Here is a 25,295-nt window from a genome sequence, read left to right as displayed (position 1 = left end):
GACCGGACCCGGATCTCTCGGGCGCTGCGTCCCGTCTCATGAGGTCGGACCCGGGACGCGCTCCGCGGGCGCGCGCACGCGCGGCGCAGGTCCGCCGGGCGTCCCGGGAGCGGCATGAGGCAGGCCCGCCGAGGTGCTAGGACCCCACCTCGATGAGGCTCTCGAGCTGGTTCGATGTGATGTACGTGCTCGTCGTGGCGCAGGGGCTGCTCACGTGCATCCTCCTGTGGGTGCGCCGGCAGAACCGGACGGCGAACCGCATCCTGGCCTTCCCCATCGCCGCGATCACCGTCTCGAGCCTCTATGTGCTCTACGTGAGGTCGGGCGCGTTCCAGAGCGACCCGCGATGGCTGCTGTCCATCGACACGCTGCCTGCGCTGTATGGCCCGCTCTTCTATCTCCATGCGCTCGCGCTCACCTCGCGGCCGAAGCGCTGGGGATTACAGCTGTTTCATCTTGTTCCATTCGTGCTGTACACCGTCCACGACATCCCGCGCTTCCTCTTGCCGGGCGAGGAGAAGCTCGCGCTGGCGATGCGCGAGGGACGCGGGGGGCTCGCCTGGGATCAGGCGCTCTGGCAGTGGGGGGTCGAGCTCCAGGGGCTTGGCTATCTGCTGGCGGCGCTCCTGGCGGTGCGCCGCTACCGCGCTGCGGTCGCCGGTGAGGTCTCGAACGTCGACCGGATCAACCTCCGCTGGCTGCAGTGGCTCCTGGGGGCGCTGCTCGTCCTCTGGCTCGGGTCGATGTTCGCGCGGATCAGCCCCGTTCCCGTGCTGGGCTATCTGCACACCGGGCTGATGGTCCTCATCTACATCATCGCCTACAGGACCGCGTCCGAGCCGCAGGTGCTCCCGGCGCCGGGCGGCGGCGCCGAGGCGAGGGCTCCGGCCCCGCTGGCGAGGGCGGAGGAGACGAGCGGGGCCTCGCGCGTCGAGGAGTCAGGGCCCGCGGCAACGCCGGACCACCCATCCGAGGCGCTGCTCGCGGTGCCAGGTGAGGCGGGGGCGGCCGGCGAAGTGGGCGAGCCGGGCAGGCCGGGCGAGGAGGAGCACGGGGAGGCTGCCGCGGTGAGCGCCGAGGTGCGGCCGGCCGCGGTCAAGTACCAGAAGACGCGGCTCAAGGAGAGCCAGCTAGCGCAGATCGAAGCGCAGCTCGCCGCCTTGCTCGCTCGCGAAAAGCCGTACCGAGACCCCGACCTCACGCTCTCGGGGCTGGCGCAACGCCTCGGCGTGCCGTCACACCACCTTTCGCAGGTCCTGAACGACCGTTTCGGCAAGAGCTTCCATGATGTCGTGAACCTGGCCCGCGTCGAGGAGCTCAAGCGGCGGCTGCTCGATCGAGGCCTGTCGGCGGAGAAGATCCTCGCCCTGGGGATGGACTGCGGCTTCAGCTCCAAGTCGACGCTCAACGCCAACTTCAAGAAGCATACGGGCCTCACCCCCAGTCAGTTCCGCGATCAGGTCCTCCGGACGGCGCGTCGCGCCGCGGAGGAAGGACGTCGCGCCGGCGATGCGACGCCTCCCTGAGCGAGGTGACGCCCGCGCCCTGGGCGCCGTTGCGCGCCGCGCGCGGGTGCTAGGGTGGCGCTCATGTCGAACGTGCTCCGAGCGACGCTCCTGAGCCTCTTCGGCAGCCTCGCCCTCGGCTGCGCCTCGCCGGGCCCGCCCGCCGCGACGGCGACGCCGGGGACGCCCGCAGATCTCGTGATCACGGCCGGCGTCGTCCGGACCATGGACCCCGCGGAGCCGCGCGCCGAGGCGGTCGCCGTGCGCGGCGAGCGGATCGTCTTCGTGGGCAGCGCGGCCGACGCGAAGGCCTTCGTCGGGCCGGGGACGCGCGTCGTGGAGCTGCCGGGGCGCGCGGTCGTGCCCGGGCTCGTCGACGGGCATGGCCACCTCTACGGGCTCGGGGTCGCGCTGGAGACGCCGAGCGTGCGCGGCACGAGGAGCGCGGAGGCGGCGGCGGCGGTCGTGGCCGAGGCGGCGAAGGCCCGCCCGAGGGGCGAGTGGATCACCGGGCGCGGCTGGGACCAGAACCTCTGGCCGGGCGCCGCGTTCCCCACGCACGGCCCGCTCGACGCGGCGGCGCCGGAGCATCCGGTGGCGTTGCGCCGCGTCGACGGGCACGCGCTCTGGGCGAACGCCGCGGCGATGCGCGCGGCCGGGGTCGGCAGCGGCACGCAGGATCCGCCGGGCGGGCGCGTCCTGCGCGACGCGGCGGGCGAGCCGACGGGCGTCTTCATCGACAACGCGATGGGCCTCATCGAGGCCAGGATCCCGGCCGACCCGCCCGCCGTGCGCGAGCGGCGCATCCTGCGCGCGGCCGAGGAGGCGCTCTCGTCCGGGCTCACGGGCGTGCACGAGATGGGCATCGACGACGAGACCGTGGCGGTCTACCGCGCGCTCGCCGCCGCCGGGCGGCTGCCGATCCGCGTCCACGCGTACCTCGCGGGCGAGGGGAGGCTCGAGGGGCTGAGGGGGCGCGCGCCCGACGTGGACGCGACGGGCACGGCGATGTTCGTGCTGCGCGGGGTCAAGCTCTACGCCGACGGCGCGCTCGGCTCGCGCGGCGCGGCGCTCCTCGAGCCGTACGCGGACGAGCCCTCGACGAGCGGGCTCTTGCTGATGGATCGCGACGCGCTCGCGCGCGCGGCGCGGCTCGTCGCGGACGCGGGCTTCCAGCTCGCGGTGCACGCGATCGGCGACCGCGCCAACCGCGCCGTGCTCGACGCGTTCGAGGCGCTCGGCCCGGGGCGGGCGGCGGCGCTGCGGTTCCGGGTGGAGCACGCGCAGATCCTCTCGCCCGACGATCTGCCGCGCTTCTCGGCGCTCGGCGTGATCGCCTCGATGCAGCCGACGCACGCGACGAGCGACATGGCGTGGGCGCCCGCGCGGCTCGGCGCCCATCGCCTGAAGGGCGCGTACGCCTGGCGTTCGCTGCGCTCGTCGGGCGCGCGCCTCGTGTTCGGCTCGGATTTCCCGGTGGAGGAGCCCTCGCCGCTGCTCGGCATTCACGCGGCCGTGACCCGGCAGGATCTCTCGGGCCAGCCCCCGGGCGGGTGGATGCCCGAGGAGCGGCTCGACCTCGACGAGGCGCTCCTGGCCTTCACCGCCGAGCCCGCATACGCGTCCTGGGCCGAGGGCCAGAGGGGCCGGATCGCGCCTGGCTACGTGGCCGATCTGACGGTGCTCGGCCGCGATCTCTCGCCCGATCGCTCGCTCGTCGACACGCCGATCGACATGGTGGTCGTGGGCGGCCGCGTCGCGCGCGCCGGCGCCGCGGTGAGGGGCGCGGCGCTTCGTCCGGACCGCCACCCGACGTCACGGCCGACGCAATGAAAGCAGGAAGCAGCGCATGCTCGCACGCTACCAGATCGTTCGCGGGCGCCGTCGGGACGGCGATCCGCTGCCGGAAGGCAAGCGGTACGACACGCGCAAACACACGCAACACGTCCTGAGGCCCACCCGGGAGATCGTCGAAGAGTTCCTGTCCGACGCCTCGCGAGCTGGCTTCGAGCGGTTTCGCGCCGCCTACATCGCGGTGCTCGATGAGCGGTTTGCGGAGCAAGCGGGGCGCTTCGACGCGCTGGCGCAGGAGGCCCGGCGAGGTGACGTCTTCCTTGGCTGCAACTGCCCCACGGCTCGTCAACCCGACGTTCGGCGCTGTCACACGTGGCTGGCACTGGAGTACTTCGCCCGCAAGTACCCGGACCTGGACGTGAGGTTCGGCGCGCGGTGAGAGGTGCTCGGGCGTGCCCACGGCGGTCGAGGCGGTCCGGGCATCGCGTCGGCGCCGGGCACCCTGGACCTCAGGCGCGCGTCCCCGCCGAGGTATCTTCACCAGGCGCGCAATGCGCCCCTCGGGCAGGACCGCGCGGTCAGGCTGGATTTTCACAGGGGGAGATCGGCTGACGCAGCGCCGATCTGGCACCGACCAGGGGAATGCGACCCGGAGCGAGGCACCTCCCCACCCGGGCGCAGCGATCGTGTCGCGAGCGCGCTGGAGCAGGGCCATCTTGGTGAAAATCGAGGCTAGCTCGCCGCGCTCGATCTGGGCTAGGGTGCGCGGCATGGAGCTCGCCCGCGAGCCGACCCCACCTTGTATCCAGGGTGTTTCGTCGTGCTTGCGCTGAGCGCGCCGCCCAGCGACCTGGGCCCGTGACGGCGGCCCATGGAGTCTCGACCATGAACGATATTTCCGACAACCGAAGCGCGAGGCGCCGTCCGGGCCCTCGCTCCTTGCCCGGCGCCCATCGCGCGTCGCGGCGACCCGCGGGCCTCGGGCCTCGAGTCGCCCTTGCCTTGCTCGTCGGCGTGAGCCTTGGCTCGGCGGCCTGCGGCGGCGTCACCGCGTTCGAAGGGGGAAGGGCGTTCGCCATCGTGGGCAAGCCGCCCCCGCCGCCCCCGCCGCCCCCGCCGCCCGAGAAGAAGCGCGTGGAGGTGACGGAGAAACAGATCGTCATCAACGAGAAGATCCAGTTCGAGCACGACAAGGCGGCGATCCGGACGGAGTCGCACAGCCTGCTGAACGAGATCGTCGACACGATCAAGAAGCACCCGCACATCAAGAAGATCGCCATCGAGGGGCACGCGAGCTCCGATGGGGCGGACGACCACAACCTCAAGCTCTCGGATCGCCGCGCGAAGGCCGTGATGGAGTACCTCGTCCAGCACGGGATCGCGCAGGGCATGCTCACCGCCAAGGGCTTCGGCGAGACGAAGCCCATCGCGGACAACGAGTCGGAGGAGGGGCGTGAGAAGAACCGCCGGGTCGAGTTCAACATCGTCGAGCAGGACACCGCGAAGGCCGCGGGGAAAGGGGAGTAGATGCTGGTCCGCGGTCGATCCACGAACGCTGCTCCCGGCAAGGAGGCGCGCATGAAGCAATGGCTCTTCGGTATTGTCCTGGTGGCCTCGTCGAGCGCTTCCGCGGGGTGCTCCTTCGCCCTGCGCAGCCCGGAGATGTACCGAGACGACACGGCCGCGCTGCTCTCGACGAGAGAGGAGCAGATCCGCGCGTGCTACGACGCGGAGCTCGCCCGGAACCCCGGCGCCGAGGGGAAGGTCACCCTCACCTTCCTCGTGCTCGAGGACACCGGCCGCCTCACGGACATCGTCGTCGACGAGGACGGCACCACCGCCTCGAAGGAGGTGACGAGCTGCGTCGTGCAGTCGATCGACGGGCTCGTCCTGACGCCGGCGGATCAGAACAAGGGCAAGGGGAAGTTCGTCTGGGAGTTCACGCCCCGGGCCCCGAAGGCGTAGCCGCGGGTCCAGGGGCGGGTGGGGGAATGCCCTTACCCTGCTGGATCGAGGGAGCCGACAGGGCGCCATGAGGCGCCGGGCTCTCTCGGGTCTTCCTGGCGGGGGGAGCTCCCTGTCGGTGCGCTGTCCGAGGCTCGCTGTCAGTGCGCTGTCGGATCGTTGATGCGCCCCGCGAAGAGGAGCGCCCCCGTCGGTACGTCGCGGATGAAGAAGAAGAACGGGTGATCGAGGACGAGCGGCGCCTCGGCAGGCTCACTTCCCCCGCTCCCGGTGGACATGATGACCGCCGTCGCCGCCGCCGCCTCCGTGCCGGCCTCATCCACGTCGATGAACGCCTTGTGAATGACGTCCTCGATCTGGATACCTCCGCTCGACAGGATGCCTGAGAAGTCGGCGCGTTCGCCGAAGGCGACCTCGATGCCGAGCCCCGCGAGCGCTTGCCGGAGCGTGGCCGACGAGCGGAACGAGAACTTCGGCATCGTGATATCCACGGATCGATTCTCCATCGAGGCGACGATGGCCTCGAGCCCCGCGCCGTCGAGCGACTCCTGGAAGGCGTCCGCGGTCCCCTCGTCGGGCATCACGACGAGCATCGAGACGGGGGTCCCCGCGTAAGGGAGCTCCACGGCTTCCCAGCCGTCGCCGGCGCCGTAGAGCGTATCCTGATTGCCGTGCATCATCTCGGCGGTGACGCTCGTGTTGTCGCCGCGCCGGAAAGGACCAGGCTTCGTCGCTGCCTCCTTGAACGGCTCTCTCCACGCGGCGTCGAAGGAGATCGCGTTGACGAGCACGAGCCGCGTATACATGGCGAGCGCGGTCGAGATGCTGAAGGGCGAGTAGAGGACGTTCGCCGTCAGGTCGTGGAGCGCGCGCATCAGGCTCATTGTCGTTCGCATGCCGCTGGCCCTGTGCAGGCCGTATGCCAGAGAGCTCCACTTGGAAATGAGTATTTACCAAGAGGCATTGCCACGCGGAGCCGCGGAGTCGGAAACAGATTGTGCCACGACGAGCCGAATTGACCCGCCCGCGCGGCGTGTGACCCAGCTTCCTGGGAAGCCGAGCGCCGCGCGTGTCCTTCGCTCGGCGACAAGCGGAGCGAGCAAGTCGCAAGGGCTTCCACTCGGTCCGTGATCGACGTCATGGACGTTAGCTAACCTGAGCGGATACGGGCGCGTCGCCGGCCAGAGCCGGACGAGCCGGCCAGAATCGCACGATGAGCGCGCCGGCCGCCGTCGACGAGGCGAGGGCCGTCACCGCCAGCCAGCCCCACTGGGCGAGCAGCACGCTGCCCAGCGCGGCGCCGAGGGCCATGCCGATGAACATGCCGACGAAGAGCACGGCGTTGAGGCGGCTGCGTGCGCCGGGCTCGATGCCATAGACGATGGTCTGGTGCGCCACGAGCGCGGCCTGGATGCCGAGGTCGAAGGCGACGGCGCTGGCGCCGAGCAGCCACAGCCTTCCGTGGGCCGACAGCATGGGCGACAGCGCCATGGCGGCGAAGGCCACGAGCGCCAGCCCGGCGCCCATGCGCGTCACCCGTTCGGGCCCGCTGCGGTCGGCGATGCGGCCGGCCAGGGGCGCCGCCACCGCGCCGGCCGCGCCGGCCAGGCCGAAGGCGCCCGCCACCGAGCTGCCGAGGTGGAACGGCGCGCCGTGCAACATCACGGCGAGCGTGGACCAGAACGCGCTGAACCCCACCGACAGCAGCGCCTGGGCCAGCGCCGCGCGGCGCAGGGCGCCGTGGCGCCTCCACAGCCCGGCCAGCGAGCCGAGCAGCGCGGCGTAGCTCAGCTGCGTGGTCGGCTTGAAGCGCGGCAGGCTGCGCCACATCGCCGCGCCGAGCAGGGCGATGCTGGCCGCGGCGGCGATGAACACGGTGCGCCAGCCGAGGTGCTCCGCCACGAAGCCGCTGACCACGCGGGACAGCAGGATGCCCAGCAGCAGGCCGGTCATCACGGTGCCGACCACCTTGCCGCGGTTCGCCTCGGGGGCCAGCGTCGCGGCGGCGGGCACGATGTCCTGCGCCAGGGTCGCGGCAAGGCCGGTGACGAGGCTGGCGACCAGCAGCGTGCCGATGCCGTGCGCGGCGCCGCCGAGCAGCAGCGCGGCCGCCAGCACGGCCGCCTTGGCCAGGATGATGCGCCGCCGGTCGTAGCGGTCGCCGAGCGGCGCGAGCAGCAGGATGCCCAGCGCATAGCCCAGCTGGGTCAGCGTGGGCACGAGGCCGAGCGCGCTGTCCGAGGCGCCGAGCTCGGCCCCCAGCACGCCGAGCATGGGCTGGCTGTAGTAGAGCGAGGCCACGGCCAGGCCCGCTCCGGTGGCCAGCAGCAGCACCAGGGCGCCGGGCAGGGGCGGCGCGGACGCGGCGGGCAGCGCGGACGGCGGCAGGGGGGCGGAGGTTGTATGCGTCGGCTGAATGATGAGCATCGTGTAGCGAGTATGCGCAGCGTCGTTCCGACGCTGTAGTAGCGTGGGGTGCACGATGGTTATACGCTTGGCGTATGACCACGCCGGCGCCGCCCATGGCCTCGCCTTCGTCGCTGGACCGCATCGCCTTGATGCAGACGTTCGTGAAGATCGTCGAGGCCGGCAGCCTGTCGGCCGCGGCGACCCTGCTGGGGACGACGCAGCCCACCGTGAGCCGCCGTCTGCAGGCGCTGGAGCGCTCGCTGGGCCTGCCGCTGCTGCAGCGCTCGACGCACACGATGAAGCTGACCGAGGACGGCGAGCGCTGCTTCGAGCGGGCCAAGGCGCTGCTGGCCAGCCTGGACGCGTTCGAGGCGGACATGCGAGGCGATCGCGACCAGCCCGACGGGACGCTGCGCGTCGTCGTGCCGCACGCCTTCGGGCAGCAGCAGCTGGTCGGGCCGCTGGCCGACTACCTGCGCCGCTATCCGCGGGTCTCGGTCGAGTGGCTGCTGCACGACAGGCAGCCGAACTTCATCGCCGACGGCATCGACTGCGCGATCCTTGTTGGCGCGGTGGCCGATCCGGCCGTGGTGGCGATCCGCCTGACCGAGGTGCCGCGCATCGTGTCGGCCGCGCCCTCGGTGCTGGGCCGGGCCGCGCCGCCGGCGCATCCATCGGACCTGGCGGATATGCCGTGGCTGGCGTTGCGCACCTACTACCGCGACACGATCACGCTGACCCACTCGTCAGGCGGTGAACGGGGTGAGCGGATCGATCTCGCGATCCGCCCGCGCATGAGCACCGACAGCCTGTATGCCCTGCGCAGCGCCGCGTTGATGGGCCTCGGCGTCTGCGTGGCCTCGTCCTGGCTGGTCGCCGACGACCTGGCGCAGGGGCGGCTGCTGCACCTCGCGCCGTCGTGGCAGGCGGATCCGCTGCCGGTCCACCTGGTGTATCCGCACGCCCGCTTCTATCCTGCCCGGCTGCGGCGCTTCGTCGAGGCGATGCGGGAGTCCGTGCCGGCGGTGGTCGACGGCGCGGCGGGGCGGGGCGGGTGAACACCGGCCTCGCTCAGCTCAGCGTGTCGAGCACCTCGGCGAGCGACGCGGCGACGATGGCGCGTTCATGCCACCGTTCCAGCGTCTCCGGATCCTTCTCGGCCAGGATGCGCTCCCGAGCGGCGTCCGGCACGGTGATGCCGCGAACCCGGAGCGCGGTCAGCACGGCACGCGCGGCCTCCTCGGCGCGCCCCTCGTTGCGGCCTTCCTTCCGCTCCTCGGCCCGAAGCTTCCGCTCGTAATCCTCGAACCACGCCCGGATCTCTGCGCTCACCTCGTCCTCCTTCTCGTCGATCGGCTCCTGGATTCCGAGCCGGAAGTGTACCAGCAGCGGCTTGGCGATGCTCTTCTCCCAGGCATCGTCCGGTAACGCCGCCAGGTCGGCCAGCGCCTCGCGCAGGAGGCGGCCTGAGCCGAGCAGCCGCAAGAGCAGCGTCGCGCGCGTCCGGGGCAGTTCTGCGAGCACCACGACGCGCATCACCAGGCCCGGCACGGCGTGGTAGACGCCTGCCTGCACCGGCTCGCACCGGTAGGCATCGAGCACCGTCTCAGGACGCCCGGGGCTGATGACGACCAGCGCCGGGAAGTCCACCGGCGGCTGCGGCGGCGCGTCGGTGTCCGGGGCCGGCGCGGCGGAGCCGGCTGCAGCGCGGGCGCGGCGTTCGAGCTCGTGATGCCACGTCAGCTGCTTGCGCAGGCACCGTCGCACCAGACGAAGGCTCGGCGTGCCGCGGAACGGCTCGAACAGGCTCGGCTCCCTCGAGAGCTCGCCGAGCAAGCCCATCCCGGCGCGCTCGGCTTCGCGAGCGGGATCAGGCACGCTATAGACATCGATCTTCTGTGTCGCTGCCAGGACCTCTACCTCGGTCTCCGTCGCTGAAACGAGGCTCAGCCCGTCGCGCAGCAAGCTCTTGGCGAACTGGTCGGAGCGGTTGTGCATCGGAGTGCGACTCTAATCCATCATCGCAGCATGCGCCACCATGCATCGATGCGAAGAAGCGAATCATATAGTCACCGAATCGCGCCACGATCATCAAGCTGCCCCGTAGTAGATCATCGTGTGGCAGGTACTTGCTGAGAGGTCGAGTTGATCGTGTGGGAATCGTTGTCGGTCGCGTGATTTTCTTTTTTGTTGCTCGTGGGAGATGACCGCTCCGCGGTTCTCCCACCGGTGAGGAGATTACCGCGACTGCGGACTACCGACGTGGGTTGGCGTCGCGCAGGTGCGGCGGCCGGACCGGACCGGTTTCAGCGCCGGAGCACAGAGGAGAAGCGCCCGGCGGGGGCGTGACGATGACGTGATCGTCGAGGGGTACGCCGATCAGGTGCGCGGCGTGCTGGACGGCGTTGGTCAGGAACACGTCCTCGTCGGTGGGCTTGGGGTCGCCGTCTGGATGGTTGTGGCAGAGCACGAACGAGGTGGCGGCCATCTCCAGGGCGTCGCGCAGCACGTCGGCCCCTCCGGGGCGGTCGGCACGTCGACGAGCGTGGCGGCGGGGGCGGGCACTCGCGACGCGCGGCGGAGCGCTCCCGCCCGAGCGCGCTCGTGGCCTGACCGCCGATCTCGACCGCGATGCCCGGCCGCGATGCTCGCCCGCGATGATAGAGTGCCGCGATGAGCCGCCGGGTCACCAACGACGGGACCGGGACCCTCCAGATCCACTTCGCCTTCGACCGCAGGCTCGTGGACGTCGTGAAATTGCTCCCCGCTCGCAGCTGGAACCCCGCACAGAAAACCTGGCGGGTCCCGGAGGCGCACGTGGTCGCGGTGGTGGACAGGCTGCACATCGAGGGCTTCGCCTTCTGCGAGGTGACGCAGCGCCTCTACCGGGAACGCGGCGGCGCCCTCGACGCCCTCGTCCTCGCCGAAGGCCGCATCACGCCGGTCCGAACCGCCGAGCCCATCCGCTCCGACGATCCGCGCGACCCGGACGCCCGGCCGCGCTCAGCAGCTACCGCGTCCGACCTCACCGTCTCGCAGCTCAACGGAAAGGTCCGCGCCGCGCTGGAGGCCGCGTTCCCAGCCTCGATCTGGCTCGTCGGGGAGGTCTGCGGCTACAACCGGGCCGCCCACAGGAGCACCGTCGGCTTCGAGCTCGTCGAGCGCGACGCCCATGGCAAGACGGTCGCCGAGATCAAGGCGACCCTCTTCGAGCGCGCGCGCGGCGAGATCGAGCGGCGGCTCGCCGCGGCGGGCAATCCGTTCCAGCTCGAGGACGAGATCCAGATCCGCGTGCGCGGGCGCGTGGAGCTGTACGTCCCGTGGGGCTCGTACAGGTTCATGATCGAGGAGCTCGACGTGGACTACACCCTCGGGGAGGCCGCCCGGCGGAGGGAGGAGATCCGCCGACGGCTCGCCGAGGAAGGGCTCCTCGAGCGAAACCGCTCCCTGCCTTTCCCCGCGCTGCCCCTCCGCGTGGGCCTCGTGACGAGCCTGGGCTCGGACGCCTACAACGACGTGCTCGGCACGTTCAGGGAATCAGGCTTCGCGTTCCGCGTCGTGGCGCACGGGGTGCGGGTCCAGGGACGGCAGACGGAGCCATCGGTGCTCAACGCCCTCGACTGGTTCCGGGCACACGCAGCGGAGCTCGACGTGCTGCTGATCTGCCGCGGCGGCGGCTCGCGCACCGACCTGGCCTGGTTCGACTCGGAGCCGATCGCCCGGGCCGTCGCCACGTTCCCGCTCCCCGTGGTGGTCGGGATCGGCCACGAGAGAGACATCTCCGCGCTCGACTTCGTGGGCTGGCGCGAAAAGACCCCGACCGCCGCTGCCGCATCCCTCGTCCTGCGGGTCTCGGAAGCAAGGGATACCGTCGAATCGTCCCTCCTGAGCATCCTCGACCAGAGCCGGCGGGCCCTCCGGTCCGCCTCGTCGGACCTCACCCGCCGGGCGACCCGGGTCCCGCGCACCGCGTCGCTGCTCATCGCGCGCCGAGCGGGCCAGCTCCAGGAAGCGGTCCGACAGCTCCGCCAGGGAGCGCGGCGCGATCTCGACGCCGCCTCGCACCACGTCGACGAGATGGCCTCGCTCCTCGGCCCGCGCTCCTCCCGGAGGCTCGCGCTCGAATCCGAGCGCGTCGCGTCGCGCGAGCGGCGCCTGCGCCTCCTCGACCCGCGGCGCGTGGTGGAGCGTGGCTACGCGATCCTGCGCACGCAGGAGGGGACGGTGCTCACCGACGCGGCACGCGCACCCCAGGGGACGACGCTCGTGGCCGAGCTGAAGCGGGGCGTGCTGCGGCTTCGCTCGGACGGGTCGGAGGAGAACTAGGGCCATGGTAAAACCGAAGCGCGCGACGAAGGAGCTGTCCGACGGGGGCACGGCAAAGCCGCAGCGCGCCACGAACGAGCGCTCGTACGGCGAGGCCTCGTCGCGCCTCGAGGAGATCTTGCAGGCCATCGAGGAAGGTCAGGTGGACATCGATGAGCTCTCCGCGCTCGTGAAGGAGGCCGCGGATCTGGTGACGCTCTGCCGCCAGAAGATCCACGCCGCGGAGGTCCAGGTGAAGACCATCACCGAGCAGCTCGAGCGCGAGGCCCCGGTCACCACAGACGAGGACGACGAGGACGACGAAGACGACGAGGAGGAGGACGAGTAGACGCGCGCGGGCGACCCCGCGATGGCTCCCGTGATAACGTCAGGCGTCGCGCCGCGCCGAGCGGCGGCACACCCGTGAAGGGTTCGACCCCTGGGGCAGCGAGAGAGACGATGATCGAGATCGGGTATGCCACCAGCGCCGAGCAGATCGAGCAGGTCCGCGCGCTCTTTCTCGAGTACCAGGCCTCGCTGGACGTCGATCTCTGCTTCCAGGGATTCGCCGACGAGCTCGCTCGCCTGCCCGGATCCTACGCCCCGCCGTCGGGTCGACTCCTGCTCTGCACGGTCGAGCAGGTCCCGCGTGGCTGCGTCGCGCTACAGGCGATCACCCCCGAGGACTGCGAGATGAAGCGGCTGTATGTACAGCCGGGCCAGCGCGGCCTCGGGCTCGGGCGGCGGCTCGTGGCTCGGGTGCTCGACGAGGCCCGCGCGATCGGGTACCGGCGCATCTACCTCGACACGCTCCCGTCGATGGCCCGCGCGGCGGCGATGTACGAGGCGCTCGGATTCAAGGACGTCCCCCCCTACCGGCACAATCCGGTCGCCGGCACCCGCTACATGGCCCTCGCTCTGTAACGGGCGAACACGTCCCAGAGCGCCTCCGCGTCACTCGGCGGTGCAGTCGGGCGCCGAGCTCGGGTCGGCCACCCACGCCGCGAGGCGCGCGGTTCCGGCGTCGCCCCACGCATCATGCGTGAGCTGGTTGAGCCGGCACCACTCATGACGTGTCTGCCGGATCGCGAGCGACTTCGCCGCCAGGTGCTGCTCGATGCGATCGGTCAACGAGGTCTTGTCCTTGCTGAGCTCGTCGTGGGTCATCGCCACCGGGGGCGGACAGAAGTCGCCTGGCTCGTAGTCGACCGTGCCCGAGACGAGCCCATAGGACGTCGTCCGCCGCTGGCGTACGGTCACGATCGCGTACTCCGGGTAAGGCGCGTCGTCGTCGCGAGTCACCGCCGTCTCCCTCGGCTTGGGGCCCTGCACGACGATGAAGCCCGTCGACGGCACCGCGGAGTACGGCCTGAGCGCGGGGAAGGCCGTGAGCGACTGGTCCACGAGGGCGTCGCCGCCGAGCTCGACCCAGTTGGTGTGTGCGTAGAAGTCCTGCACCGCGTGGAGTGAATGGGAGAAGGCCAGCATGGCCAGGGCATCTCCGTCCAGCTGCGCGATGCCCGGACCCAGCGCCTTCACGGCCTGGGCTTGCTTCTCGGCGACGAAGGCGGCGCCTCCGCGGAAGTTGCAGTCATCGAAGTGGGCAGCATTGCTGGTATAGTACTTGATGTCCGTCGACACGTTGCCGATCGTCAAGGCCTTGATCACTTCAGGCCTCAGGAACGACAGCGCGGTGATGGTGATCTCTTCGTGGTTCGGCTCACCCGGCGTCGTCGAAAATGCCTCGGCGCTCTCTTCGAGCGTCTCGGTGTCTCCTGTTCCAGGCTCGCCGGCGCAGCCGAGCGTCAGCGAGAACCCCATGACTCCCACCATGAACGCAGCGTGTTGATTCATGTCTTTCACAACTGCAAAGCGCGATCCAGGCGTGCGGGCTGAGCGTTGATCCGGAGAAACGCCCGCAAGGAGCTTGCGTGAAACGCGCTGGCGCCCGATGAGCACACCTCATCACACTCCATCCCCTCCCACGCGCGACTTGCACGCGCGCCCCACTGCGGCGTTCCGCCACGCGCTTGCGCGAGAACGCGCGTTGGCTCAGGCACCTTCCGGGCAGTCTGTCTGGCGCTCTGGCGCTCTGGCGAGAGCCTCGCTCTCGGGCGAGGCTCGGTGTGGTGCGCACTCGCGCGCACCCGGTGAGTCGATGTCCGGACGTCAGCGGCGGCGGGCCGTGAACCGGACCATGAGCCCTTCAGGCTTCATCGTGAATCCGAGGAGCTCCTTGACGGGCTGCGCCGGGTCGACCAGCGACACATCGAGATCGCGCGCGACCATGGCGCCCACCATGGCGCTCTCGAGCAGCGAGAGCGCGCGCCCGGGGCAGACGCGCGGGCCGCTGCCGAAGGCGAGCGCCGCGCGCGGGTCGTGCTTGCCGGCGCCCGCCGGCCGCGGGGTCAGCCACCGCTCGGGCAGGAAGGAGCTCGCGTCCTGGAAGCTCTCGTCCTTCAGGGCGATCTGCCGCGTGAGCAGGATCATCCGCGCCCCCGCGCCGAGCCGCAGCGGGCCGAGCACCGTGTCCGCGCAGGCCTCGATGAACAGGAGCGGCGCGGCGGACCTCAGGCGGAGCGTCTCGTGCGCGACCGCCCCGATGTACCGCAGCCGCTGCGCGTGCTCCGCGGTCCCGGGCAGGTCCGCGTCGCCGAGCTCGGCGTCGGCCTCGGCCCGCATGCGCGCCTGCACGTCCGGGCGCAGGGCCATGAAGTGGAGCATCCAGGCCATCGTGTCGGCCGTCGTGTCCTCCCCGGCGAGCAGCACCGTGAGCACGTTGCCGAGCACCTCCTGGTCCGACAGCCGCGCCTTCGGGTCCTCCGCGTCGCGCGCCACGAGCATCGCCTCCAGCAGCGAGCGAGGCGCCGCGGCCCGCGCCGGGTCCCGGTCGAGCTCGGCGCGGGCCGTCCGGAGCATGTCCAGCATCCGCTGGCGCACCGCGGAGAGCGCCTGATCGAGGGCCCGGTCGGCGGGCAGCTTGACGTGCCGCCAGTAAGGGAACGGCGCGAAGATGCGGCGGTTGACCGCCGCGAAGATCTTCTCGAGCTGGTGCGACAGGGGGTCCGCCCCGCGCTCGAGGAGGTTGATGTCCATGCCGAACGCCACCGCGCTGGTGACATCCACCGTGTAGCGCGCCAGGTCTCGCCGCGCGTCGACAGGCTCTCCCCGCGCGGCCGCCGCGCGCCAGCGCTCCCGGAGCCGGCGGGTGATCGTGGCCAGCATGCCGTGGCTCTCGCGCAGCTGCGCGGCGGTGAACGCGCTCATCACGAGCCGCCGCTGCCGTGTCCACTGGTCCCCCTCGGCGGAGAAGACGCCGTCGAAGCCGATCTCCTCGACGATCTCCTGCAGCGGGCTCCAGCGCCGGAACTCCTTCGGCCGCTCGCGGAGGATGCGCTGGACGAGCTCGAGGTTGCTGACGACGACGATCGGCGTGCGGCCCATCCAGAACGTGTAGAGATCACCGTACTTGCGGCTCCAGTCCTCGAGCGTGAGGTGGAACTGCGTCGGCCGGATCTCGAGGATGTTCCCGAGGAAGGGCAGCCTCCGCGGCCCTGGCAGCGTCGAGAGGTCGCGCGCGCCCCGTGCCGGGGCGACTTCTGCTCTAACGGTCTCCATGGTCTCCTCTCCGAGGGCGATGGCGGCCAGCGCTGATGCCGCCGCGGATCGGGGGTGAAAGGTAGCTCGACTCGAGAGGCCGCGATCGACAGAAGATCGGCGCGCGAGGAGATCGCGGGTCCTCGACCTCTCCCGGTCGCGCGCCGCGTCCGGGCGACGACCTTGCTTCCCCCCGGCCGCGCCCATATGGGGCATTGCCATGAAGGCCGTCCTGGCGCCGGTGGGCGCTCTCCGGCCGGGGCGGCATCGGCGAAGGGGTGCGCGACCCGCGGTGCAAGGTGATCGGCGCCGTGGGCCACGTCCTCGAGCAGGAGAGCTCGGCCCGCGGCGGGGACCGATCCCGGTAGGCCTCCGCCCGGGGGCAGGCGCGCGCCGCTCGAGCGGCCCGTTGAGCGACCGAAGGAAGCGCGGTGTATGAGCGCGACGTTCCGACCCGTCAACCACCGAGATGTGGGCGAAGCCCTCGGGCTCTGGCTCGACGTATCGCCGATCCCTGCTGGCCGGCTGCTCCGCGGCGGGCGATTCGACGCGATGACGGCGGCAGGCGATCTCGGCTCACCCGGTACGATACTGAACCTCCGGCGCGGCCCCGATCCGGCTCATCTCACCGGCGTCGCGTATGTACACGTCGCCGCGGACGATGACATCGAGAACTACGACACGCGGCAGCGCCGGGTGAGGAGCTGGCTCGGCAGGGCGCTCTCCGTGCTCGCGACCCCAGGGCTCGCGTGGCCGGTGTACGTACACTGCACGTCGGGGAGAGACCGGACCGGGGTTGTCATCGCGGCGGCGCTGCTGGCGATCGACGTTCCACGACAGGTCGTCGCGGAGGAGTACATGCTCAGCGACGGCGCCGACCCCGCCGCCATCGAGCGGGCCATCGACGGCATCCTGGAGTGGCTGCCGTCCACCGGGATCCATGGGACGAGGCTGCGGGCAGCGCTCACCTCGGGTGGAGGGAGCCGGCATGGGCTGTGACATCCAGCGCTTCGCCGAGCTCGGAGGAGGTCGTGGGCCGTTCGTGGCGCTCTCGGATGGCGCCTCTCTGCTGTCACCCGACCAACGATCCGTGCACACCGCGCACCATCACCGCCGCCGCGCCGTGCGCAGCACGCTGCGCACGCGGCTCGGCGGGTGCTAAACACGTCCCCGTGACCTCACCGCTGCTCTCTCCTTTCTCCTTCCCGAACGGCCTCACCGCCAGGAACCGCGTCTGGCTCGCCCCGCTCACGAACCAGCAGAGCCACGACGACGGCTCCCTGAGCGAGGACGAGCTGCGCTGGCTCTCCTACCGCGCGCGAGGCGGCTTCGGCGTCGTCGAGACCTGCGCCGCGCACGTCGCCGAGGATGGCAAGGCCTGGCCGGGCGAGCTCGGCATCTTCGCCGACCGGCTCTTGCCCGGCCTGCGCCGGCTCGCGGTCGAGCTCGCCACCCCCGGCGCGCTCGGCCTCGTCCAGCTCTTCCACGGCGGCCTCCGGGCCGATCCCAAGCTGTCCGGCGTGCCCACCTGGAGCGCCAGCGCCGTCGCCGAGCCGGACCTCCCCGTCCCCCGCGCCGCCACCGAGCAGGACATCCTCCTCGCCATCGACCGCTTCCGCGACGCCGCCACGCGGGCGCTCGCCGCGGGCTTCGCGGGCGTCGAGCTGCACGGCGCCCACGGCTACCTCCTCGGCCAGTTCCTGTCCGCCACCCAGAACCGCCGCACGGATCGCTGGGGCGGCGCGTGGGAGAACCGGGCGCGCCTCCTGCGCGAGACCCTCCGGGCCGTCCGCGCCGCGGTGCCCGCCTCCTTCGTCGTCGGCGTGCGCCTGTCGCCCGAGGACTTTGGCCAGGCCCAGGGGCTCGACCTCGACGAGAACCTCGAGCTCGCCCGCTGGCTCGCCGAGGACGGCGCCGACTTCCTCCACCTCTCGCTGTGGAGGTCGAGCAAGCCCTCGCAGAAGCGCCCGGACAAGCACCCGCTGCCGCTGTTCCGCGAGGCGGTGGGGGCGACCCTGCCGCTCGTCGTCGCCGGCGGCGTCTGGACGCGCGCCGAGGCCGAAGCGCTCCTCGACATGGGCGCCACAGCGGTCGCGCTGGGGCGCGCCGCCATCGCGAACCCCGACTGGCCGCAGCGGATCGCCGACCCCGCCTGGGAGCCGCGGCGGCCGCCGCTCACGCGCGCCGAGCTGTACGAGCGCGGCATCTCCGAGACGTTCGCCGTGTACCTGCGGAGGTGGAAGGGCTTCGTGGCCGACTGACGGCCGCTCGAAGCGCGAGGGATGGCAGGAGCAGACCCGGCGCCAGCGCGCAGCGCCCGCGCCGGGCTCCACGGCCGCGCCGGGCCTCACCGCCGCAGTGGGCAGCCCCGCAGAGCAGGCCCCCGCAGGGCAGGCCCGCGAGGCAGCGCTACGGCAAGTCGAAAGCGAACAGCGTGTTGCCCGGCGTGCCGATGCCGAAGCTCTCGTAGCCGCTACCCCAGTACACCGTGCCGCTCGCCACCGCCGGGCCGGCGCTGACGGAGCCGTCGGCCGGATGGCTCCAGAGGAGGGCGCCCGTCGCGGCGCTCAGCGCGTGCACGTTGCCGCTCATCGAGCCGCCATAGAGCACGCCGTTCGCGACAGTCAGCGGCCCCCGGGTCTGCGCGCCCGGCGTGGGATCGGGCGTCTGCCACACGATGTCGCCCGTGGCCGCGTCGAGCGCGCTCCACGATCCCCACGAGATCACCTGCCCGGAGGGCTCCAGCGTGTACTCGACCTGACCGTTGTTGCCGATCGGCACGTAAATCTGGGTGTCATCCACGGCGACTCCCCACATGATGCCGCCCAGCTCCCCGCCGGGGCCGACCAGCGTGCTCCACACCACGCTCCCGTCGTCCCTGTCGAGCGCCCAGAAGATACCGCTCTTCTGGCCGGCGCCGACCAGGTCGCGGCGCCCAGCCCCCGCGCCGGCCGTGAACAGCGTGGCGCCCGTGCCGAAGTCGTAGTCCGGGCCCGCCGGATCAGGGCACCAGTTGCCGCCGAAGTAGCACGCTCCCGTCCAGGCATCGAAGCCCTGGAGCCGCCGCGCCCACTTCAGCGCGCCTGTGTCCATGTCGAGCGCGAGGATGGCGTCGATATAGTTGTCTTCCGGGAGGCAGGCCTCGACGGCGACGAGGTCGTCGCCGGCAGCCTCGACGCACGCGCTCACGGCCGGCGGCACCGTGTAGTTGTTGCCGGTGGTGATGTACACCGTGCGCCGCTTGAGGTCGAGCGCGGGCGCGCCACCCCAGACGGCGCCGCCGGTGTAGCCTTCGGGGACCAGGTAGCGCTGCCAGAGCACCTCCCCGGTCACCGCGTCGAGCGCGACGACGCTGCCGCGGAAGGAGCAGCACGGATACGCGTTGTCCGCCGCGAAGAGCTCCTCGCGCGAGGAGACGCCGACGTACACGCGACCGCCGTGCACGACGGGAGACTGCGTGATGATCGCCGCGGGGTGCGGGTCGAGCTGCGTCTTCCACAGCAGGGCGCCGGTGCGGCTGTCCACGGCGACCATGTGCGCGCCGGCCTGGGTGCCGAGGAACAGCATGTGGCCGTGGAGCGCGGGGCTCGTGCGCGAGACGGCGCCGGCCGTGCCTGTCAGGCCCGAGATCGTGCTCGTCCAGAGCGGGAGCCCGGTGTCGGCGTCGAGCTTGTAGAGGTTGCCGCCCCCGTCCGGGAAGTAGATCGCGCCGCTGTCGACGGCCGGCGTCGCGGGGACGTTGCCGCTCGTGGTGAAGGCCCACTTCACGGACAGCGAGGCGACGTTCGCTGGCCCGATGTCGTTCTCGCCGCGCGCGTGGTGCGTGTTGGCGAGATCCCAGCCGTAGACGGTCCAGCGCCCGGAGCCCATGCCCCTGGCCTCGGGGCCCTGGACGGCGTGGAACGCGGCGAGACACGCGGCGGCCGCGATCGCGGGCCGCACCCAGAAGATGCGCTTCATGATGAATCCTCCTGGGGCATCGAGTTCAGCGGCGGTCAGCGACGCGACACGTCAGCTCCGTTGCCTCTGCGACACGAGGCCCCGAGGGTAAATCACTCAGAATCGACCCGCTCGTCAATGGGATAGAGAAGCGACCCGTCCCGCGCCGGGGCGCTGCTGGCCGCGCCGCCCTGCGCTGCATACCTGCCAGGGCTCGCGGCATGGACGCGGCGTGCGGCGACCACATCCGCCTCCCTCGACGCTGCGACCGAGCCCACGCACTGCGGCCGGGGGTAAAGCCCGTTGGTCTCCGTTCGCGAGGTCGCTGCGGTCATCGCGCGGACTTGCGCTCTCTTGACATCCCGGGAGCCGTTTGTTCTTCTTGGATGTTTGCGAGGTCGCTCGGCTCGGTCGCCGAGGCTCGCCGCGGCCTCGCGCGGGCGCTCGAACCACTGTGGTCCAGATACAGCAGCATGGACGGGCTCTCGGCGTGGACACGCGCCCCTCGACCGGCGCGGACGCGATGCGATCACCGCTCCGGACGAGGTTCCCCTGCCACAATCATCACCAGAGAGAGCTCATGCCTACCGTTCTTGATTTCCGTCGCCGCTCGTTCATGTCCTGTCTCTTCCCGCTGATCCCGCTGCTCGGGGCCGGCGCCGCGGGCTGCGTCGGGCAGGACGAGGCGAGCTCCGGCGAGCCTGTCGCGGTCGCCTCCCAGGCGCACGGGGTCCAGAGCGGCCAGCGGCTCTTCGAGACAGAGACCTTCGGCGGCAACGGGCGTCGCTGCGTCACCTGCCACAGCGAGGAGACCGGCACGCTCTCCCCGGCGGACGTGCAGGCGCGGTACGCCGCCGACCCGAACGACCCTCTCTTCCGCCCGATCGACAGCGACGACGGCGTCGGCGACAGCTACACGCGGCTCCTCACCGAGGCCACGATTCGCTTCGAGTTCCAGCTGCCCCCGAACATCTGGCTCCACGACGACCCCGCGGCCACGAGCGTGACAATCTATCGCGGCATCCCCACCATCAAGAACTCGCCCGCGCTCGACCCGCTCATCACCTTCGACGCCCGGGAGCCCGACCTCGAGACGCAGGCCGCGCACGCGATCCTGGCGCACCTCGAGCCGACGGTCACGCCGACGCAGCAGCAGCTCGAGAAGATCGCCGACTACGAGAGGAAGCAGTTCAGCTCGAAGGAGCTGCGCCGCTTCGCGCACGGAGGCGCGGAGCCCGTCTTGCCGCCTGGCAACACGCCGTCGGAGCAGCGCGGGCGCGAGCACTTCCTCCCGAACAAGCTCTGCGGCCAGTGCCACAGCGGGCCGATGCTGAACACGACCAGCGACGGGTTCCCCTTCGGGGCGTTCACGAGGATCACGGGCGTGCTGGCGGGCTTCTCGGCAGAGGCCCTCGGCACCTCCGAGCCGAAGCGCACGCCGAACCCGATGCGTCGCTACGACATGGCCTGTCCCTCGGACGGGAGCAGCCTCCTTTGCTCCGATCCGGAGCTGTTCTTCCCGCTGCTCGCCGCCTACCAGCCGAGGCTCGAGGACGGCGTCCTCTCGATGCTCGCCGCGGATCCGGGCTACACCCTGACCCTCGGCAGCCTGGACTTCATCGGAGACGGCAAGACCACCTCGCTCTGGGGCGTGAACGAGACGGCGCCGTATTTCCACGACAACTCGGCCCACACGCTGGAGGAGCTCGTCCACCACTACAAGCAGGTCTTCGAGATCGCCCCGGTCCTGTCCGCCTGGACCCTCGGGGGGCGCACGTCCCTGACCGCCCAGGAAGAGGCGGATATCGTCGCGTACCTCAGGCTCCTCTGAGCGGAGAGCCCCACGTGGGCCTCCGCGCTCCATCGTCACGGGCGAGCTGAACCAGGCCGGGTCGACGGCCCTCCCTGGAGCGCCGCCTCGACCGTGAGGGCGTGGTTCAGGAGGGCCGCCGCCATCACGCCGGCCGACGACGCGACGATGGCGGCCTGGAGCGGCGTTGTCGCGTCGCCCGCGACGTGCACGCCAGCCATCGAGCTCTGTTTCTGGTCGTCGACGCGCACGAAGCCTTGCTCGTCGAGGGCGAGCCCGAGCCGCTCGACCAGGGGCGCGGGGCGCTGCCGCGGGTGCATGAAGAGCATGCGCCTCGCGAGCCGAGCGCCATCCTCGAGCTCCACCGCTTCGAGCTGCGTCTCGCCGAGGAGGCGCCGGATGCGGCGCGGCTCGACGCGGACACGGGCCTGCGAGAGGCGGGCCACGACGTCTGGCGGCAGGTCCGCGCCCTCGGAGAAGACGACGAGATCGTCGGTCCAGCCCGTGAGCAGGAGGGCCCACTCGGCGAGCTTGGCGGAAGGCGCGAGGACCCCCCACGGGAGCCCGCGGACCTCCCAGCCGTGGCAATAGGGGCACTGGGCGATGCTGTGGCCCCACAGGCCGCGGGCGCCAGGGATGTCGGGCACCTCGTCGACGACGCCGACGGTGAGGAGCACCCGCCGGGTGAGGTGCTCGGCGCCGTCGTCGGTCCGGACGCGCAGGAGCTCTCCCTCTCGCGCGACGTCGACCACGGCGGCGTCGCGCAGCGACACGGAGGGATAGGCGCCGAGCTGCTCGCGGGCGATGCGCCGGAACTCGCGCGGTGGCGTCCCGTCGCGCGTCACGAAGTTATGGATCTGGTCGGCGGCCGCGTTGCGCGGGACGCCGCCGTCGCAGAGCAGGACCTTCTTGCGGCCCCGCCCGAGGGTGAGCGCCGCGCTGAGCCCCGCGGGGCCACCTCCCACGATCACGACATCCTGGTTCATTCGCTCCTCGCTCCGCTCTGGCCATCGCTCCCGCTCACCCGCCGTCGGCCTTCGCTGCCCCATGCAGCCGGTGACCAGCTGCGCTCCCGCGCAGAGAGCGCTCCAGCCCAGAAGGCCTCGGCGTGTGCGGGAGACCGCCGTCCCACGTGTCCTCGACACACCACCAGGATGGCCATGGGCGCGACGGCGGGGAATGGCGGGAATTTCGATCGGCCTGGCGAGGCTTTCGCCGTGCCTGCCGGGAGCGAGACACGATCCGCGGCGCCTCGCGGAGAGCCCTGCGCGCGGGCCACTTCATGACCGGCCGAGGGGTTCTCGCCTTGCAGTCGCCGCCTCTCTCGGCGCGCCACGATGGCTGCCGCGGGGCGGCCTCCCACGGACAGCCAGACGTCTGGCCACGGACAGCCAGACGTCTGGTAATGGTCAGCTTTGGCCCGCAGTGGTCAAGATAGCCTGATTCGCGTGGCGACTACGGATCTCGACGCGTAGGTTCGGCCGTAAGCAAGTGCAGCCCGCGGGTGCGGCAAACACCCCGGGCTGCGTGGCCGAACCCCGCGAACACGAGGTCCGACGTGACTGTAATACACCTGCGCCCTGAGAAGGGCAAAGGGAGCGGTGCGCCCAAGGGGCGCCACGGCTCCGTGTGCCTCACCCGAGAGGAGAGCGCCGCCTTGCGCGCGGTGCTCTAGAACCTGAACCGCACGCGCACGTGGGCCGCGATCGCCCGCGAGATCGGCGTCTGCACCAACACCGTCCGGCACGCCGGAACCGGTCGGACGCCCGGATCCGCTGGTCTCGCCCTACGCATCGCGCGCCTCGCAGGCCTCGGCTTGGACCGCATCCTGAGCGCTGGGCCCGTCAGCTCGACGGCATGTCCGGCATGCGGGAGGAGCGGATGAAGCACCCGCGGAAGGGGGCTCGCCGCCCGCCTGCCGCACGACATCCCCGGAAGAGGCCGACGATGCAGGCGATCCTTGCCGAGCGCGGCATCGTCCGCGCGACGCTCGACGGCATCCCGAAGCGCGACCGCGCCGATGTGGAGCAAGAGGTCTTCCTTGGCGCGTGGCGAGCGGTGAGACGCGGCAAGTACCGGCCCGACCCGAAGGACAAGCCGCGCGACGCGCTTCGCAAGTGGCTCCACGGCATCGCATGGCGCCAGGCGTCGAAGTACTTCGACGCGGCGTACACGAGGCGCGTCATCCTCGACCCGCAGCCGCTCGGGTTGCTCCGCGGGTTCGTTGGTCCGAGCCTCGACGCGCAGGTTGAGGCGCGCGACCTGCTCAGGGCGATCGAGCGGCTGGAGCCGCGCCATCGGGAGATCCTCCTGGCTGTCGACGCCCCGGAGACGCTCTCCGCGTACGCCGCGCAGCGCGGGATGAGCCCGTTCACCGCGGCGTCCAGGCTCCGCATCGCCCGCGCCATGCTGGCCCTGCGCATCCGGAGGTGGCGCCGATGAGGCGTCGGGGCCGCAGACGACGGCGCCATGGCAGCGCCCAAGCGGCAGCCGACGCGGCCTCCGTGAGCATCCAGCTCGCTGCTCGTCTCGGCGAGCTGGCCGGGCTGCTCCGCGCGCTCGCGCACCGGGCAGGCGACATCCGCGCGGAACTCCACCAGCTCGGCCAGAACGCCACCGCCGAGCACGAGCGCCTCATCCTCCTGCGTGCGGAGGCCATGCTGCGCCCGCGCATCCTGCGGATGGACGACGCCGCTGCCTACATCGACCGGCGCGGCGCCCCGCGGGTGTAGGCGAAGTCCTCGCCGACATCGCGGCAAGCCGGGGCCTGCTGCGCCTGCTCCGCGGGCTCGCTGGCGCGACTTCCCGTAGGGCGGGCCTCCGCCGTCCAGGGCCCCCAGCACCGGCATGCCTGTGGAAAACATGTTTACAACATGTGAGCTTTCTGTGTGAAAGTCCGGTCTCCGATGTTTCGTTCTGAAATCACTGTTTCGCAACGCTTTGTGGTTGCTCCTCCCCGGACGGTCCCGTAGACCTCGTCAGACGGCTGAGGTTGGACATGGGCAAGCGCGAGCAGATGATTCAGATCGCAGCGAGGATCCAAGCGCTGCGCAGCGAACTCGCCGAACTGGAGTTCCAGTTCGACCTGTTGCTGGAGTCTGACGCCGGCCCGGTGTCGCCTAGGTCGCCGCACGAAGCGACTGCCGCGACGCCACACGAGGCGGAGGCGAGTGCTGCGAGCCGCATAGTCGCGCTGCTGGATGAGATCCCGAGCAGGGACTTCGGCGTCACGGAGATCGCCAAGATGCTTCAGCTGACGAACGTGCAGTCGGTGCGTGCCGCTCTCGCGAGGCTTGCTCGCGACGGCAAGATCTCGAAAGCGGCTGCCCGTGGCCGCTACCGCTCGGCGTCGCGGCTGCGTCTTGCGGACGCGGCCGACTACGACGGGGAGGACGAGAACGAACTCGACATGCTACTCCAGCGACCCGCGCACGACGGCCTGAACGGAGCGTCTTACTCGACGGAGGCCGTAGCGGACGAGTAGCCCAGAAAGACTTCGGGCCGAAGGGAGCGTTGCAGCGCACCCAACGGCCCGGGCCGGTCTCAGCAACCGGCTTGCGTAGTACCAGCCGGCCCCGAGCGGGGCAGGCCAGCGCCTCACACAGTCGCTACCTTACCCGCTCGAAGGGTGCTGCGCAAGCCCCTTTTAGCGACCTTCGCGTCGCAGCGGGGATAGGTGTACCATGCGATCAAAAGATCGCGTCTGTAGAGCGTGAATGGGTGCGCCGGCCGTCGGCACGGCGATTACGTGCCGTCGCGCCCGCTACGGAGTTTCGCGTCTCTGCGGGCCGGCCCCGCCGAGACAATCCGTGAGTCACGCTGTTCCGAGTGAGGTGGCCCCATGGCCAACGACGAGCCCCGTCCGGGGTACCGATTCATCTACGTCTCCAGTTATTGGAACTGGGGACTGAAGCGTCGGGTGTACGCGTACGAGTTCGGTTACCGAGCCATTCGTCTGGAGGTGAGGATCG

Annotated in this window: 23 protein-coding genes; 15 read left to right on the top strand and 8 right to left on the bottom strand. The window is 71.2% G+C overall.

The features are described from left to right. Window positions 1-152: 152 nt before the first annotated feature. The 5 genes from WME89_RS29695 to WME89_RS29675 all read left to right on the top strand — a co-directional run bounded on the left by WME89_RS29695 (window position 153) and on the right by WME89_RS29675 (window position 5,264). Window positions 153-1,526: a helix-turn-helix domain-containing protein gene (locus WME89_RS29695; RefSeq protein WP_438003066.1), complete on the top strand. Its 1,374-nt coding sequence runs from the start codon at window positions 153-155 to the stop codon at window positions 1,524-1,526. 63 nt (window positions 1,527-1,589) lie between these two features. After that, the gene (locus WME89_RS29690; RefSeq protein WP_438003065.1) at window positions 1,590-3,338 is read left to right on the top strand and encodes an amidohydrolase; all 1,749 of its coding nucleotides are present in this window, start codon (window positions 1,590-1,592) and stop codon (window positions 3,336-3,338) included. A 16-nt stretch (window positions 3,339-3,354) separates the two neighbouring features. Beyond that, window positions 3,355-3,738 (top strand): hypothetical protein, encoded by a 384-nt coding sequence (locus WME89_RS29685; protein WP_438003064.1) that lies wholly within the window; start codon window positions 3,355-3,357, stop codon window positions 3,736-3,738. A gap of 575 nt (window positions 3,739-4,313) precedes the next feature. Continuing rightward, a complete protein-coding gene (locus WME89_RS29680) occupies window positions 4,314-4,826 on the top strand; it encodes an OmpA family protein (RefSeq protein ID WP_438003063.1) in 513 nt (170 codons plus the stop codon). A gap of 51 nt (window positions 4,827-4,877) precedes the next feature. Beyond that, a complete protein-coding gene (locus WME89_RS29675; RefSeq protein ID WP_438003062.1) occupies window positions 4,878-5,264 on the top strand; it encodes an AgmX/PglI C-terminal domain-containing protein in 387 nt (128 codons plus the stop codon). Window positions 5,265-5,404: 140 nt separating this feature from the next. On the opposite strand, the gene WME89_RS29670 is transcribed toward WME89_RS29675, so the two are convergent. Together WME89_RS29670 and WME89_RS29665 are read right to left on the bottom strand one after the other, a co-directional pair. After that, window positions 5,405-6,139 carry a serpin family protein gene (locus WME89_RS29670; protein ID WP_438003061.1) on the bottom strand — a complete coding sequence of 245 codons (735 nt, stop codon included), beginning with the start codon at window positions 6,137-6,139 and terminating at the stop codon, window positions 5,405-5,407. A gap of 271 nt (window positions 6,140-6,410) precedes the next feature. Then, window positions 6,411-7,691 (bottom strand): MFS transporter, encoded by a 1,281-nt coding sequence (locus WME89_RS29665; protein ID WP_438003060.1) that lies wholly within the window; start codon window positions 7,689-7,691, stop codon window positions 6,411-6,413. A 74-nt stretch (window positions 7,692-7,765) separates the two neighbouring features. Here WME89_RS29665 and WME89_RS29660 point away from each other — a divergent pair, with 74 nt between their 5' ends. Beyond that, the gene (locus WME89_RS29660; RefSeq protein WP_438003059.1) at window positions 7,766-8,731 is read left to right on the top strand and encodes a LysR family transcriptional regulator; all 966 of its coding nucleotides are present in this window, start codon (window positions 7,766-7,768) and stop codon (window positions 8,729-8,731) included. A 13-nt stretch (window positions 8,732-8,744) separates the two neighbouring features. Here WME89_RS29660 and WME89_RS29655 read toward each other — a convergent pair whose 3' ends face one another. Together WME89_RS29655 and WME89_RS29650 are read right to left on the bottom strand one after the other, a co-directional pair. Further along, on the bottom strand, window positions 8,745-9,671 hold the full coding sequence (locus WME89_RS29655) for a hypothetical protein (RefSeq protein ID WP_438003058.1): 927 nt from the start codon (window positions 9,669-9,671) through the stop codon (window positions 8,745-8,747). Window positions 9,672-9,927: 256 nt separating this feature from the next. Continuing rightward, complete coding sequence (locus WME89_RS29650; RefSeq protein ID WP_438003057.1) at window positions 9,928-10,182, bottom strand: JAB domain-containing protein; 255 nt, start codon at window positions 10,180-10,182, stop codon at window positions 9,928-9,930. A gap of 164 nt (window positions 10,183-10,346) precedes the next feature. Here WME89_RS29650 and xseA point away from each other — a divergent pair, with 164 nt between their 5' ends. The 3 genes from xseA (at window position 10,347) to WME89_RS29635 (ending at window position 12,902) form a co-directional block, all read left to right on the top strand. Beyond that, on the top strand, window positions 10,347-11,999 hold the full coding sequence (xseA, locus tag WME89_RS29645) for an exodeoxyribonuclease VII large subunit (RefSeq protein WP_438003056.1): 1,653 nt from the start codon (window positions 10,347-10,349) through the stop codon (window positions 11,997-11,999). A 4-nt stretch (window positions 12,000-12,003) separates the two neighbouring features. Next, window positions 12,004-12,327: an exodeoxyribonuclease VII small subunit gene (gene xseB / locus WME89_RS29640; RefSeq protein ID WP_438003055.1), complete on the top strand. Its 324-nt coding sequence runs from the start codon at window positions 12,004-12,006 to the stop codon at window positions 12,325-12,327. Between the two features lie 110 nt (window positions 12,328-12,437). Further along, the gene (locus tag WME89_RS29635) at window positions 12,438-12,902 is read left to right on the top strand and encodes a GNAT family N-acetyltransferase (protein WP_438003054.1); all 465 of its coding nucleotides are present in this window, start codon (window positions 12,438-12,440) and stop codon (window positions 12,900-12,902) included. A 30-nt stretch (window positions 12,903-12,932) separates the two neighbouring features. On the opposite strand, the gene WME89_RS29630 is transcribed toward WME89_RS29635, so the two are convergent. After that, window positions 12,933-13,832 (bottom strand): hypothetical protein, encoded by a 900-nt coding sequence (locus WME89_RS29630; RefSeq protein WP_438003053.1) that lies wholly within the window; start codon window positions 13,830-13,832, stop codon window positions 12,933-12,935. 315 nt (window positions 13,833-14,147) lie between these two features. Further along, on the bottom strand, window positions 14,148-15,596 hold the full coding sequence (locus tag WME89_RS29625) for a cytochrome P450 (protein ID WP_438003052.1): 1,449 nt from the start codon (window positions 15,594-15,596) through the stop codon (window positions 14,148-14,150). A gap of 414 nt (window positions 15,597-16,010) precedes the next feature. On the opposite strand from WME89_RS29625, the gene WME89_RS29620 reads away from it, so the two are divergent. Continuing rightward, window positions 16,011-16,574 carry a tyrosine-protein phosphatase gene (locus WME89_RS29620; RefSeq protein WP_438003051.1) on the top strand — a complete coding sequence of 188 codons (564 nt, stop codon included), beginning with the start codon at window positions 16,011-16,013 and terminating at the stop codon, window positions 16,572-16,574. A 173-nt stretch (window positions 16,575-16,747) separates the two neighbouring features. Then, entirely contained in the window at window positions 16,748-17,836 is a 1,089-nt protein-coding gene (locus WME89_RS29615) for a HisA/HisF-related TIM barrel protein (protein WP_438003050.1), read from the top strand. Window positions 17,837-17,984: 148 nt separating this feature from the next. On the opposite strand, the gene WME89_RS29610 is transcribed toward WME89_RS29615, so the two are convergent. Then, a complete protein-coding gene (locus WME89_RS29610; RefSeq protein ID WP_438003049.1) occupies window positions 17,985-19,535 on the bottom strand; it encodes an outer membrane protein assembly factor BamB family protein in 1,551 nt (516 codons plus the stop codon). Window positions 19,536-20,094: 559 nt separating this feature from the next. Between WME89_RS29610 and WME89_RS29605 the strand changes: the two genes are divergently transcribed. Continuing rightward, on the top strand, window positions 20,095-21,345 hold the full coding sequence (locus WME89_RS29605; RefSeq protein WP_438003048.1) for a hypothetical protein: 1,251 nt from the start codon (window positions 20,095-20,097) through the stop codon (window positions 21,343-21,345). A 35-nt stretch (window positions 21,346-21,380) separates the two neighbouring features. Here WME89_RS29605 and WME89_RS29600 read toward each other — a convergent pair whose 3' ends face one another. Further along, window positions 21,381-22,310, bottom strand: coding sequence for an NAD(P)/FAD-dependent oxidoreductase (locus WME89_RS29600; protein ID WP_438003047.1), 930 nt, complete (start codon window positions 22,308-22,310; stop codon window positions 21,381-21,383). A gap of 961 nt (window positions 22,311-23,271) precedes the next feature. On the opposite strand from WME89_RS29600, the gene WME89_RS29595 reads away from it, so the two are divergent. From WME89_RS29595 to WME89_RS29585, 3 genes are all read left to right on the top strand, one after another. Next, a complete protein-coding gene (locus tag WME89_RS29595; protein ID WP_438003046.1) occupies window positions 23,272-23,766 on the top strand; it encodes an RNA polymerase sigma factor in 495 nt (164 codons plus the stop codon). Between the two features lie 62 nt (window positions 23,767-23,828). Continuing rightward, on the top strand, window positions 23,829-24,056 hold the full coding sequence (locus WME89_RS29590) for a hypothetical protein (protein WP_438003045.1): 228 nt from the start codon (window positions 23,829-23,831) through the stop codon (window positions 24,054-24,056). 266 nt (window positions 24,057-24,322) lie between these two features. Then, window positions 24,323-24,808, top strand: a complete 486-nt coding sequence (locus tag WME89_RS29585) for a hypothetical protein (protein WP_438003044.1) — start codon at window positions 24,323-24,325, stop codon at window positions 24,806-24,808. The last annotated feature ends 487 nt before the right edge of the window (window positions 24,809-25,295 follow it).

Origin of the sequence: Sorangium sp. So ce321 (assembly GCF_051530195.1) — a bacterium.
Classification (GTDB): Bacteria; Myxococcota_A; Polyangia; order Polyangiales; family Polyangiaceae; genus Sorangium.
Note: the sequence above shows the minus strand (reverse complement) of the source record. Positions and strands in the feature narration are given on the sequence as shown.

Coding starts and splice junctions, on each gene's coding strand:
- WME89_RS29635 (WP_438003054.1), top strand. CDS start 12,438: ATGATCGAGATCGGGTATGCCACCAGCGCCGAGCAGATCGAGCAGGTC.
- WME89_RS29655 (WP_438003058.1), bottom strand. CDS start 9,671: ATGCACAACCGCTCCGACCAGTTCGCCAAGAGCTTGCTGCGCGACGGG.
- WME89_RS29630 (WP_438003053.1), bottom strand. CDS start 13,832: ATGAATCAACACGCTGCGTTCATGGTGGGAGTCATGGGGTTCTCGCTG.
- xseA (WP_438003056.1), top strand. CDS start 10,347: ATGAGCCGCCGGGTCACCAACGACGGGACCGGGACCCTCCAGATCCAC.
- WME89_RS29675 (WP_438003062.1), top strand. CDS start 4,878: ATGAAGCAATGGCTCTTCGGTATTGTCCTGGTGGCCTCGTCGAGCGCT.
- WME89_RS29595 (WP_438003046.1), top strand. CDS start 23,272: ATGCAGGCGATCCTTGCCGAGCGCGGCATCGTCCGCGCGACGCTCGAC.
- WME89_RS29585 (WP_438003044.1), top strand. CDS start 24,323: ATGGGCAAGCGCGAGCAGATGATTCAGATCGCAGCGAGGATCCAAGCG.
- WME89_RS29610 (WP_438003049.1), bottom strand. CDS start 19,535: ATGAAGCGCATCTTCTGGGTGCGGCCCGCGATCGCGGCCGCCGCGTGT.
- WME89_RS29625 (WP_438003052.1), bottom strand. CDS start 15,596: ATGGAGACCGTTAGAGCAGAAGTCGCCCCGGCACGGGGCGCGCGCGAC.
- WME89_RS29620 (WP_438003051.1), top strand. CDS start 16,011: ATGAGCGCGACGTTCCGACCCGTCAACCACCGAGATGTGGGCGAAGCC.
- WME89_RS29600 (WP_438003047.1), bottom strand. CDS start 22,310: ATGAACCAGGATGTCGTGATCGTGGGAGGTGGCCCCGCGGGGCTCAGC.
- WME89_RS29685 (WP_438003064.1), top strand. CDS start 3,355: ATGCTCGCACGCTACCAGATCGTTCGCGGGCGCCGTCGGGACGGCGAT.
- xseB (WP_438003055.1), top strand. CDS start 12,004: ATGGTAAAACCGAAGCGCGCGACGAAGGAGCTGTCCGACGGGGGCACG.
- WME89_RS29690 (WP_438003065.1), top strand. CDS start 1,590: ATGTCGAACGTGCTCCGAGCGACGCTCCTGAGCCTCTTCGGCAGCCTC.
- WME89_RS29695 (WP_438003066.1), top strand. CDS start 153: ATGAGGCTCTCGAGCTGGTTCGATGTGATGTACGTGCTCGTCGTGGCG.
- WME89_RS29605 (WP_438003048.1), top strand. CDS start 20,095: ATGCCTACCGTTCTTGATTTCCGTCGCCGCTCGTTCATGTCCTGTCTC.
- WME89_RS29665 (WP_438003060.1), bottom strand. CDS start 7,691: ATGCTCATCATTCAGCCGACGCATACAACCTCCGCCCCCCTGCCGCCG.
- WME89_RS29660 (WP_438003059.1), top strand. CDS start 7,766: ATGACCACGCCGGCGCCGCCCATGGCCTCGCCTTCGTCGCTGGACCGC.
- WME89_RS29670 (WP_438003061.1), bottom strand. CDS start 6,139: ATGCGCGCGCTCCACGACCTGACGGCGAACGTCCTCTACTCGCCCTTC.